Origin of the sequence: Chitinophaga sp. Cy-1792 (assembly GCF_011752935.1) — a bacterium.
Lineage (GTDB): Bacteria > Bacteroidota > Bacteroidia > Chitinophagales > Chitinophagaceae > Chitinophaga.
Genome location: NZ_VWWO01000002.1, coordinates 494,056 through 506,569 on the forward strand (window position 1 = coordinate 494,056; position 12,514 = coordinate 506,569).

Consider the following 12,514-nt stretch of genomic DNA (forward strand, 5'->3'; position numbering starts at 1 on the left):
TGTGAGATCAAAACTAAATGATATGAAAAAAAGGGTAATTGTATGGATGCTTTCCGCTGTGGGCATCCTGACCTTTGAGCAAGCTGCTGCACAAAAAAAAGAGCATCCTAAAAAGCCAAACATCATTATGATTATCTCCGATGATACCGGCTGGGGCGACTTAGGCGTATATGGCGGCGGTGTCGGGCGAGGTATGCCAACACCCAACCTGGACCGTATGGCCAAAGAAGGAATGCAATTCTGGGACTTCTACGGGCAGCCCAGCTGTACCCCGGGAAGGGCCGCGATGATCACGGGCCGTATTCCTAACCGCAGCGGTATGACTACCGTAGCCTTCCAGGGCCAGGGCGGCGGGTTGCCAGCCCCTGAATGGACACTGGCCTCTGTTCTCAAAAAAGCGAATTATAAAACCTATTTCTCCGGAAAATGGCACCTCGGAGAAGCAGACTATGCAATGCCTACCGCCCATGGTTTCGATAAAATGCAAAACGTGGTATTGTATCACCTGAATGCATATACGTATGCCTTCCCTTCCTGGAACCCTGAAATGAGTCCGGAAATGATGGCGTTCTTCCAGAAAGTGACTACTGGAGTATTGGAAGGGGAAGCAGGCGGTAAAGCAAGGGAAGTTACCAAAGTAACACCCGAAAATATCGGTGAGCTGGATATGATGATGACAGATAATGTGCTGAAACAACTGGACGAATACGCCAAAGGCTCCGGGCCATTTTTTATGTGCATTAACTTCGCCAAAAATCACCAGCCCAATCTTCCTTCCAAACAATTTACAGGTAAATCTCCCGGTAAAAGCAAATACTCGGATTGCGTAGTGGAAATGGATTATAACGTAGGTAGAATCATGGATGAGATCCGTAAACTTAACATCGGTGAAAATACATTTGTCATCTACACGGTAGATAATGGTGCATGGCAGGATGTGCATCCAGATGCGGGTTATACACCATTCCGCGGTTCCAAAGGTACCGACAGGGAAGGTGGTAGCCGCGTACCAGCTATTGCATGGTGGCCGGGTCAGATACAGGCAGGCAGCGATAGTCACGATATCGTTGGTGGCCTCGATCTCATGGCTACATTCGCCAGCTTCGCCGGTATACCTTTACCTACTGCCGACAGAGAAGGCAAGCCAATGGTCTTCGACAGCTATGATATGTCCAATGTCTTATTCAAAGAAGGCAAACCATTGCGCGACCGCTGGTTTTACTTTACTGAATCTGAACTTACCCCCGGCGCTGCCCGTGTAGGAAGATGGAAAGCTGTTTTCAATACCCGTGGCGATAACGGCGCTCAGGCTGGTAGCGATATGCCGGGCCAGCAATTGGGATGGAGAGGCGATGAACGCTATGTAGCTACAGTTCCCGCTGTATATGATTTATGGGCTGACCCCCAGGAGAGATATGATATTTTTATGAACAGCTACACAGAAAAGACCTGGACAATTTCCATCTTCAATAAAGCTATCCAGGATCTAATGCAAACATATATCAAATATCCGCCAAGGCCATTACAGAGTGAAGGCTATTCCGGACCAATGGAAATCAATAAATTCCGCACTATACAAGAAGCTAAAAAATATATGGATGCCAAAGGCATCAAACTCCCTGATGAATTAAATAAATAACGTAATTAATCAGTGATAGGGCCACCTGCCGTTTGCTATCTGGTTTAGCTGCGGCAGGTTTTTTAATGCTACCCCTCTTCCCGGGAAATAAAAGCAAATCAACAATTCCGATACAGAATTGTTATCGGTTAGATGATAGTGAGCTGTGTGCCTGGCTTCCTCCCATGAGAGGTGTAGCTGTAATTATTTCCACTCCACAGAAAAAGAAGTTTTATGTTGAAAAACTCCTCCGGTGGAAAAACCGGTAAACTCTTCTGTCTGACCGTATTTTGCCTGATGAGTAAACATGCTGCTGCACAGTATATTTTATCAGATACTACCAAAAAAGTCTCTGCAGTATATGGTGATAAAGGATTTGAATTCCGTACCAGGGATGATAAATTTCTGTTGCAGATACAAAGCCGCCTGCAGTTTCGCTTCGCTACGCCTGAAGACCAGGACCCCGTGACCTACGACGATTACTTCGGCGAGCATAAAACCGTCCTTAAAATCAACAGAGCCAGGTTGAAAGTTGGCGGACACGCCTTCAAGCCATGGCTGAAATACTATTGGGAGTATGAGCTGAGCCAGTCTAACCTGCTCAACTTTACTATCATGATAGAAAAGTGGGACTGGCTTAAATTCCAGGTAGGTCAGTTTAAAGTAGAATATAGCAGGGAGAGAAGGATCAGCAGCGGTGAACAGCAACTGGCCGACAGATCGATTATCAACAGGGAATTTACGGTAGACCGACAGCAGGGAGCGGAAATTTACGGCAGGCTAAAAGGTAAGGGCCTGGCCGATTTCAACTACTACCTGGGTGCTTTCACCGGTACCGGCCGTGGGTCTACACAGAATGATGATAATCACCTGATGTATTTTGGCCGTGTACAGTGGAACTTTACCGGCCGTTACCTGGATTTTGAAGGCAGCGATACCGAAATACATGAACATCCTGCTGGTGTGCTGGCGATCAATGGTGTTACCAACCAGAGCCCCTATACACGGTTCTCTCAGGCTGGCGGCGGGTACCTGGAAGGGTATGAAAATGGAAAACCCGGGCAATACCGCGTGAACCAGGCCAACGTTGAAACAGCGTTTATGCTCAAGGGTTTTAGCTGGCAGTCGGAAGTACATGTGAAGGAAATCATCGACAAATTAAATAACAACGAAACCAATACCTTACGCGGATATTATGTGCAGGCAGGCTACTTCTTCCATCAGGCTTTCACCTGGTGGCCGGCGCCGCTGGAAGTGGCCTACAGGAATGCAGGTTATTTCCCTAACAGCGAAGCAGACCAGACGAAGAAGAGAGAAAACACAGTGGCCGCCAACTGGTTTTTCCACGGACATAAAAACAAAATCACGGCCGAAGGCAGTTTCTTTAACTACGATAAAACAGGTGGGATTCCCGCTACTGAATGGCGGTTCAGGCTACAGTGGGATATCTCCCTGTAATTCCTCTTGCTGCAAAATCGAAAAAGGGTCTCTACAAGTGTAGAGGCCCTTTTCTTTTGATCCATATTATACCGAACGATATCAGTCTCTTTGCATTGCACGTTGTGCTTCTTTGTTGAGGTCACTATATTCCTGCTTGCCAACGGAAACGCCTACACCGAGAATGTTTCCACCCTTGAAGTTGCCAGGGCTTTTATATTCCTCGCTGACGGCATCGCCGCTGTCATAGCCCACACAGAGGCCGTCTCCGGCCAGCGTGAACTTGCCGGGCTGCGTTTTCATCGGGCCTTCTGCCACTACTTTGTTGTTGATATAAAGTTTGGTTTTACCTATCTGCTCGCCATGTTCGCCGGTACTTTCACGGGTGAACTCCATGCCCAGCGTGTATTTACCAGGTTTAAGGGTGATGTTGGAAATGAATTTCTGTTCAGGCTTTATACCAAGGAAATTATAAACATAATACAGCTTATTATTTTTGATAAACAGGCTATGACCGCCAAAACGTGAGCCATGCGCGAAAATCACGCCGCTGGCGTTGGCGCTTTTAATATCTACGTCGGCCAGTATTTTATAGGACCTGCCTCGTACACTGACGGCCACGCCTTCAGGAACCGGCGCTGTTCCCGGGTAATAGACATACAGGTCACGAGGCGCTTCTTCAGCAGGCCTTTCAATGCCTAATTGCTCTACTGCTGTTCTGTCGTCCAGTGGTAATACCAGGTTTTTCTCTGCTTCATCCATCCACAGGCTGACCAGATGTTTGAGTTTATCAGGATATTCTTTGGCGAGATTTTTTGATTCAGATCTGTCTGCATCTACATGGTATAATTCCCATTCATCCTGGTCGAAGTGTCCTTTGCCGGTGAGTGGGGCATGCAGTGCAACGGCTTTCCATCCGTCTTCCCAGATGGCCCTGGTGCCCAGCATGGCGTAGTACTGTACATGCTTCTGCGTAGGTGCGTCAGGTTTAGCATCGAAAGTATAACGCATGGAAACGCCAGACAGCGGGTACTGGCCTACACCGCGATAGGTGGTAGGCATCTGTACATTACAAACATCCAGGATGGTAGGAACAATATCAGTAGAGTGATGGTATTGATTACGAATTTCGCCATGTGCCCGGATGCCTTTAGGCCAGCAGATCACCAGCGGATCTGCAGTACCGCCGGCATATTCGCTGTAGCGTTTAAACATTTTATTAGGTGCGGAAAAGGCAGCAGCCCAGCCGGTGGGGTAGTGTTCGTAGGTATCCGGACTACCCAGCTTATTGATATATTTCAGGTTTTCTGAGAGTTGATCAGGATAGCCATTAAAGAATTTATTTTCATTCACGGAGCCGTTGGGAGAGCCTTCCCCGGAGGCGCCGTTATCTGCGGCATACAGGATCAGCGTGTTATCCAGCTGTCCTGTTTTTTCGAGATAATCGATTACACGGCCTACCTGTGCATCTGTATATTCGGAGAAGCCCGCATACACTTCTGCCATGCGGGAGAATAGTTTTTTCTCTTCAGGTTTGAGCCCGTCCCAGGGTTTCACATAGTCGCCAGGGTTAGCAATGTTGGGAGGCAATGGGTTGAAGTCGGTGAGCACCGTACCTGCGGGGATAATGCCTTTGGCGATCATACGGGGTACTACCCATTTGCGGTAGGCATCATAGCCTTCATCAAATTTGCCTTTGTATTTGGCGATATATTCTTCAGGTGCCTGGTGAGGCGCGTGGTTGGCGCCAGGGCAGAACCACATGAACCAGGGCTTCGATGGGTTGGTAGCTTTCTGGTCTTTCAGGTATTCCAATGCCTTGTCAGTAAGGTCTTTGGAAAGATGGTAGCCTTCTTCAGGGCTATAGGGCTGGTCTACAAAGTGATTATCTTCTACCAGGTCGGGGTACCATTGATTGGTTTCTCCGCCAAGAAATCCATAGTATCTGTCAAAGCCCATCTGGAGCGGCCATTGTTTTCTGCTGGCGCCTGCGGCGATATCCTGTTCAGGAACATTATGTTCTTTCCCTATCCAGAAGGTACTCCAGCCGTTATCCTGCAGGATCTGGCCAATCGTGGCGCATTGTGCGGGTATTCGGCCATGTGCACCGGGGAAACCATTGGCACCTTCGGTGATGGCAGCATTACCGGTCAGGTGGTGGTTTCTGCCGGTGAGCAGGGTGGCGCGGGTAGGGGAGCAGAGGGCGGTGGTATGCCATTGGGTGTATAACAGCCCGCGGTCTGCCAGTTTTTGAAGGGTAGGCATCTGAATGGCGCCACCGTATGGCGACCATGCAGCAATACCGGTATCGTCAAAGAGAATAAAAAGTACGTTGGGGGAGCCGGCAGGCGCTCTTTTAGGGGTGTATGGTGCCCAGTCGGCCTTAGAATCGCGGACATCCAGCTTTATAACACCGTGGAATTGCTCTGCAGCTACTTTTTGCGGGTCTGCCTGTGCCTGCGCTTTCTGTGGCAGCTGTAAGCCTAAAATGAGCATTCCCGTTAATGCTGCCCTTTTCAGCGCAGTTAAATACAGATTTCTCATAGCGTGTGTTTTGCGTGTTTGGTTTTGAATAGGTACCAGATTTGATCCGTTGTGAGATTTTTTGATTGACCATTCTTGTTAATAACACCAGACGGGTTTGATGATGCTAAGCGTGCTGCTGAGGAAGGAGGTTGAGTAGATATGGTAAGTAAACACCGCGTATATGGAATTGTTTAGCCGGTGGGCTTGCGCAGCGTTTTTCAGATAGCCTTGCCCGTGGTAGGTTAACTGACTGGAAAAGTTGGTTGCCTGACTGGAAAAGCGGCTTGTCAGACTGCATACAGATTGCAGTGGCTTCTTTCTAACTTCCTGAATATTATTTTTTATGTTGGAAAAATTTAATTTAACATTATATTATATATTTGTCCGCAATAATAAATAAGTAGCCACATTCCTATACCTATTAACGCTGATGTCAAGAAAACACTGTAGTCCGAAGACTGTCCTGTCGGCATTTGTTATCCTATTGTCGCTGTTGTTCGTCAAACCTGCATTGGCCATGGAAGATCCGGTACCTGCTGCTGTAGCAGATACCTCCCTGCTCGATCTGGCTGTTAGTCATGCCAATGATGTTTTTGAGGATATCAAAAAGAAATCACATTTTATCAATGCCCTGAGTTCAGAGGATATGGGTACCCTGCCTGTTGGTATTGTCAGGGAGATTAACGGCCGGATATATGTGATAGCGATAGATAGTGCTAAGCTTACTCCAACGGGGGCTACTTTTAATGCTTACTTCAAATTCACTTTCCCGGGAACTAAAACAGAATTGATCTTTGGCGCTAAAAATGTGGCATTTACGCCCGGAGGGATAGCTGCATCTGCTTCTACCAAACTTGTATTGCTCAATACCAAATCTATTCCCATCAATTCGCATATAGACCTGATCTTCCCCGGTGACGGCAGTAACTATATAGAATGGGATTGCAATGGCTTTAAGGCTGCTAACCTGGCAGGTATTTTTGAATTCGATAAAAGCTGGATTTCACCGGATGATGCTGCTGCCGACAAATTGCGTGCATCCATGAAGGTGACTGTCAACGACCTGAACAACATCATGGCAACAGTTGATATCCCGGCGTTTCATATCAATAACTTATCTGACTTCAGCTTTAAGGTGAAGAATGCTACCGTCGACCTGAGTGATGTTGCGAATCCGGCGGGAATGACTGTAACAGCTGATATGCTGGAAGATGCCTCCAGTCCGCTGTTATGGAGAGGTTTCTATTTACAGGAAGTGCAGGTAGGATTGCCACAGCAGCTGGCCACCGCCAAAGGGCGGCCAATGGTTACGGTAAAGAATTTTTATATAGATGACCAGGGTATCAGTGGAAGTCTTTCCGCTGCAAACCTGGTGCCACTGGGAGAGGCGAGTCTGGGTGGATGGGGAATTTCTGTAGATAAACTTGGCCTCTCTTTCAGCAAGAATAAACTGAATGGTGGTGAACTCGGTGGGTTGATGGAAATAGGTTTTCTGGGTAAAGACCCGCTGGGCTATAATGCATCGGTTAGCATGCGTGGCAGCGATACCTATTATTCATTTGGCGTGAATACCACGGTAGATAAAGCTTATCCGTTTTTTGCGGGTGAAATCAAGCTGAATAAGAATTCCAGGATACAGGTAAGTAAGACGGCGACAGACTTCCTGCCGGTGGCGGTATTGAGCGGAAAGGTAACATTGAGCCATAGCCTGTTGTCTGTAAAGGATATCAGCTTCCAGGATCTGACTTTATCTACACAGCGCCCTTATGTACATAGCGGTATTTTCGATATCAATACGGACGGTAATTCTAAAATGAGCGGCTTCCCGATTGGTTTCGACAGTATACATATTGGTTTGTCTGAAGGAAAAGTGGCCATAGGCGCCAAAGTGCGGCTCAATTTCATGAATAGCAGTGACAAGGGCTTCTCGGGTAGTACCTCCTTTGTCATAACAGCTGCCCAACAGGAGCAGACCCAGCAGGTAGAGGTAGACCATCAGATGGTTACCAAAACGACCACTCACTGGAAACTGGATAAAGTCACGATAAATGATATAGCCCTCACCGTTAATGTGATGGCGTTTAAGCTGAAAGGCATCGTCACCATTTTTGATAACCATCCGCTGTTTGGGAATGGTTTCCGCGGGATGCTGGACTTCCAGGTATCTGAGCTAATCCCGAAAGCCAAGGCCACAGCCTATTTCGGCTCCAAAGACGATTACCGCTACTGGCACGTAGACGCCTATATTGGCGTTACGATACCGATCGGGCCTGTGATCCAGATTACGGGTATGATGGGAGGTATGTCGTATCATATGGAGCGTCCGGCAAACTTCGATCCTTATCAGGCCAGGGATAGCGTGGATAAAAAAGGCGGCATGACCCAGGACCTGAGCGAGATATTCCGGTACATGCCGGTGAAAGAAGCCGGGCTTGGATTTATTGGCGGGGTATCGCTCTCGTTTGTACAGGAAGTAGTGGTGAATGTCAACGTGGCCCTGGAAATACAATTCGGTACGGATGGCGGTTTCCGTTATGCACAGTTCGATGGTGCAGGATACTGTGTACATCTACCATTAAAAGCAAAAAATAACGCAGAAGCCGGCGAAGATGAAACAGCCCCGGTATGGGTACAGTTTAAAATGCGCTATGATAATGTCAACAGCACTTTCGACGCCAACTTTAAAACCTATATCAATATAGCCGGCATTTTACGCGGTACGAACGACCGCGGACTCGTAGGCGAGGCGGCCTTCCATGTGGCCCCGACAGACTGGTGGTTCTATATCGGCCGTCCGTCGCAGATGTTCGGACTTAATATCGTCGGGCTCGCAGAGATCCGCACCTATTTCATGATGGGTACCAAAGTGGAAGATATGCCACCGTTACCTGCAGAAGTAAGAGAGGTATTTGACGATGTAAATACCGACTTCATGGCCATGGAGAATAGTATGTCGACCGGCCGTGGATTTGGTTTTGGTGCACATTTTAAAGTTGGTTTCAGCTTCGACTTCGGTGTATATGGTGATTTTGCACTTGGCGCCGGTACGGATATCCTGCTCCGTAACTATGGAGAGGCAAGATGTAAGGGAAGCAACAGTGTGATCGGGTTTAATGGCTGGTATGCATCCGGACAGGCATATGTATATGTGAAAGGAGATGTAGGTATTCGTGTGAAAGTATTCGGTAAGAAACGAGGATTCTCCATTGCCAGTTTGTCGGCGGCCGTGTTGTTGCAGGCTAAACTGCCTAACCCGAGCTGGTTCCGTGGCATGGTGGGTGTGAAATACCGCATATTGGGAGGGCTGGTAAGTGGAAAGGCCAATATTAAAATTGAATTGGGTACTCAATGTGAAATAGTAGGTGCAAAAGAACTGAATGTACAGGTGATCAGCGATATCAAGCCGGACGACCAGGCACAGGATGTAAGCGTATTTGCGACGCCGCAGGTAGCCTTCAACCTGGCTGTGGGTAAGTCTTTCAGTATGTTGAATGAATATGATGAAGTAGCCACCTATCGTATCTCACTGGATGAATTAAAACTGCTGAAAGATCAGCAGGAAATAAAAGGTACTACGGAGATCAATCCGGATGGTACAGCAGCTTCGCTGGTGCTGCGCGATATTCTTCCGCCGGTAAGCAAACTGACAGCGGCAGCAAAAGTGCATATCGAGCGTCAGAACGGTAGCAGCTGGGAAGCCCTGAAAACAAGCGGTAACATAGACTATGAAACGAAATCCGTTTCCTTTACTACCGGTGAGGCACCGGATAATATTCCGTGGGAAAACGTTGCCTATAGCTATCCTGTCAGACGTCAGTATAACTTCTATCCGAAAGAATACGGTAAAGGCTATATTAAATTAAAACGCGGACAGCCATACCTGTTTACCGCTACGGATAACGCAGGTAAAAAATGGAAAGTGACAGCAGCCATGGCGCCAGTGCAGGGACAACCTGTTAATACCAATATTTCCTATGATGAATCGGTAGCCATGGTAAATTTCGATATCCCTGCCACGTTGAATAAAGAAACCATTTATGGTTTCGCCATCCAGCGTACTTCCGCAGACGGGGAAACATCTGCCAGCAACGTACAGCAAAAATCTACTACTGTAGTCGGTGAAGATGGCGACACTACTACCTATGCACAGAATACCCTGAAAGGAGTGGCTACTTCAGGACTGACGAAGGAGCTGATCAGCTATAATTTCCGTACCAGCCGCTACAGCACCTTTGTACAGAAGATGAACGGTACTACTAATCCATACGACCTGTTTGATGTGGCAACGAATTATATCAGCGTAATCGGTCAACGTTTTGACACAGATGAATCATTCGACAAGTTTGAAATAGAAGGGGACGCAAGTGTGGCAACAAAACCATTGATTACCATGAAGGCCGTTACCGGTAACAGCTGGTACCAGTATAGCCTGCTGCCATTACTGTATAATGGTTATCCTTTCCATCCGTCTATGACTATTACGAGAGATCCTGCCAACGGTGGTATTCCTCCACTGGATGCGATCAGGTTGTATAATAATGATTACAGTCTTTATCAGCTGAGCGATGCTGCCATGAAAGATGGGGTAGCGCCTAGTATTCCGGGTAAATGCAGGTTTATGTATTATGTATCCTTCTATGCCAATGATGATTTTAATGAACTGATGAATAAGGCGACCAGGTTCTATATCAACGGTGGTACGCCAACGCCGCAGATCAGCAGGTTGCTGAATTCGACCTTCCCTGATTTACAGGGCAATCAGTTCTACCCGGTAGAATTCCAGTACCGTCTGCCAGGTAGCAATATGACTACGTCAACGATTACACGAAGCATTTACTATAAATTATAACGCTGATGCACCGCATGTTTAAAAACTTTTTGTTGTCTTTCTTTTTGCTGATGATTGCGGTTTATGCGAATGCACAGCAGGAACATAAAATTGTTGGCCTTGCCAATCCTAAGAAAACAAGTATACAGCTTCGCTGGTCGCCGGCGAGTTATATAGCCTGGGAGATGGGTAATAAATATGGATATGTAGTAGAGCGATTTACTATTTCTACCAATGGCGTACTGACGCCGAACCCTAAGCCGGTATTGCTTTACCCGCAACCGATCAAACCTGCTACCCTGCAGGAAATGGAGAAACTGTCTGAAAAAGAAGAGCGTATAGCCATTGTTGCAGAGATGATCTATGGAGATGGTAATAAAAAATGGAAATCGGAAGCGGGAATGGGCGCATTTTTTGAAAAACAAAACCAGGACGACTGGAGAATGGCCATGGCGTTATTGTCTTGCGATATGTCCGTGCAGGTAGCAAAGGCGGCTGGCTTATTCCTGGAAGATACTGCGGTGAAAGCCGGGGAACGATATGCATACCGGATATTCCTGGCACAGCAGCCAAAGAACCTGATCATTGATACCGCTGTTGTCAGTGCAGCTCCCGGCCAGCAGACGTTGCTCGCAAGGCCGCCGGAACTCGCGATCGTATGCTCGGACAGTGCCGCCACGCTCGGCTGGCTCACCACTTTCAGTAAGGCTATGTATACGGCCTATCAGGTAGAAAGATCTACCGACGGCAAAACATTCAAATCTATATCTGATCTGCCTGTTATACCAACTGCACCAGATGCCTCCGGCTTCTCCTACTATAAAGATGTATTGCCGGACAATGATACCCGTTTCTATTACCGCGTACGCGGTATTACTCCATTCGGGGAATATGGCCCTTACTCCAAAGTAGCGGATGGTATCGGTATGCCGGAAGTAGCAGAAAGGCCGGTCATGGATACCATGATAGTGATAAATAATAAAAAGGTGAAACTCCGCTGGCTACTGCCGGGAGATCTTGCCAAACAATTAGCTTCCATTGTGATCACCCGGGCAGATAATGGTAGCGGGCCTTTTAAAACTATTGCCACGCTGCCCTTTGCTAATGGTCCGGTGTATGAATATGTAGATGAAAAACCATTTAATTCCAATTATTACCGGATAAAAGGTATCACCAAACGCGGAAAAGCGATATACTCCTTCCCTTATTTCGCGCAGTTAATAGATTCTACACCGCCGTCAGTTCCGGTAGGACTGGCAGGTAAGGTTGATTCTCTTGGTCATGTTACCCTGCAATGGGAAAAGAATACAGAGCCGGACCTGAAAGGTTACCGCGTATTCCGCGCCAATGGCCTGAAGGAAGATTTTGTGGAGATGACTACCGAGGTAGCTGTTACACCAACATTCCTGGATACGATCGCCCTGAATACACTGGCATCTAAAGTATATTATAAGGTTATCGCTATCGACAAAAATTATAACACCTCTCCCTATAGCCCTTACCTGATGTTGAAACGTCCGGATACCATCGCGCCAACAGCGCCTGTTATTACCAAAGCTTATCGTAATGACAGCCTGCAGGCTGTGGTTCTGAACTGGATCAACAGTGAAAGCGAGGATGTAGTGAAATATACCTTGTACCGTATCAATACAAAAGACAGTGCCCGTGTAGCCGTAGCTACCTGGGATACTTCGTTTGTTCGTACCAGTTATAATGATACGACCTTGCAATTGGGTAATACTTACTACTACGCCCTGACCGTATGGGATGATGCAGGGAATAAGTCGACCGATATCAGTGGAGACGTATGGTTTGAGACCGGCAAACGTAGTGCAATTAAGGATATTAAGGCAGTAGCAGATGGAGAGAAGAAAATGATTTCGCTTTCCTGGGCTGCCCCTAAAGAACAAGCCAGATCTTACCGGATTTACAGAGCAAAGAATGATGGTCCTTTTATATTATATGCAACGCAGGATGGTAAGCAGCCGCAGTGGAAAGATGATGAGGTGATGCTTGGCAATGTATATAAATACAAGATTCTTGCAGTGCTGGATCATGATATAAAAACAGAAATGAGTAAGATAACTGAAGTGAAATATTAACCC

The 12,514-nt window shown here is 47.1% G+C and carries 5 protein-coding genes; 4 read left to right on the forward strand and 1 reads right to left on the reverse strand.

Annotation, left to right across the window (positions count from 1 at the left end):
- Positions 1 to 22: 22 nt before the first annotated feature.
- Both F3J22_RS16350 and F3J22_RS16355 read left to right on the forward strand, forming a co-directional pair.
- Positions 23 to 1,639 carry an arylsulfatase gene (locus F3J22_RS16350; RefSeq protein WP_167019025.1) on the forward strand — a complete coding sequence of 539 codons (1,617 nt, stop codon included), beginning with the start codon at positions 23 to 25 and terminating at the stop codon, positions 1,637 to 1,639.
- Positions 1,640 to 1,852: 213 nt separating this feature from the next.
- Complete coding sequence (locus tag F3J22_RS16355) at positions 1,853 to 3,076, forward strand: porin (protein WP_205195363.1); 1,224 nt, start codon at positions 1,853 to 1,855, stop codon at positions 3,074 to 3,076.
- A gap of 81 nt (positions 3,077 to 3,157) precedes the next feature.
- On the opposite strand, the gene F3J22_RS16360 is transcribed toward F3J22_RS16355, so the two are convergent.
- Entirely contained in the window at positions 3,158 to 5,599 is a 2,442-nt protein-coding gene (locus tag F3J22_RS16360; protein ID WP_240155112.1) for an arylsulfatase, read from the reverse strand.
- A 412-nt stretch (positions 5,600 to 6,011) separates the two neighbouring features.
- Between F3J22_RS16360 and F3J22_RS16365 the strand changes: the two genes are divergently transcribed.
- Together F3J22_RS16365 and F3J22_RS16370 are read left to right on the forward strand one after the other, a co-directional pair.
- Positions 6,012 to 10,430: a hypothetical protein gene (locus F3J22_RS16365; protein WP_167019026.1), complete on the forward strand. Its 4,419-nt coding sequence runs from the start codon at positions 6,012 to 6,014 to the stop codon at positions 10,428 to 10,430.
- Between the two features lie 14 nt (positions 10,431 to 10,444).
- Entirely contained in the window at positions 10,445 to 12,511 is a 2,067-nt protein-coding gene (locus tag F3J22_RS16370) for a hypothetical protein (RefSeq protein ID WP_167019027.1), read from the forward strand.
- Positions 12,512 to 12,514 lie beyond the last annotated feature (3 nt).

Bases quoted from the DNA above. Each gene is read 5' to 3' on its own strand.
- F3J22_RS16370 (WP_167019027.1), top strand. From the start codon at position 10,445: ATGTTTAAAAACTTTTTGTTGTCTTTCTTTTTGCTGATGATTGCGGTT.
- F3J22_RS16360 (WP_240155112.1), bottom strand. From the start codon at position 5,599: ATGAGAAATCTGTATTTAACTGCGCTGAAAAGGGCAGCATTAACGGGA.
- F3J22_RS16355 (WP_205195363.1), top strand. From the start codon at position 1,853: ATGTTGAAAAACTCCTCCGGTGGAAAAACCGGTAAACTCTTCTGTCTG.
- F3J22_RS16350 (WP_167019025.1), top strand. From the start codon at position 23: ATGAAAAAAAGGGTAATTGTATGGATGCTTTCCGCTGTGGGCATCCTG.
- F3J22_RS16365 (WP_167019026.1), top strand. From the start codon at position 6,012: ATGTCAAGAAAACACTGTAGTCCGAAGACTGTCCTGTCGGCATTTGTT.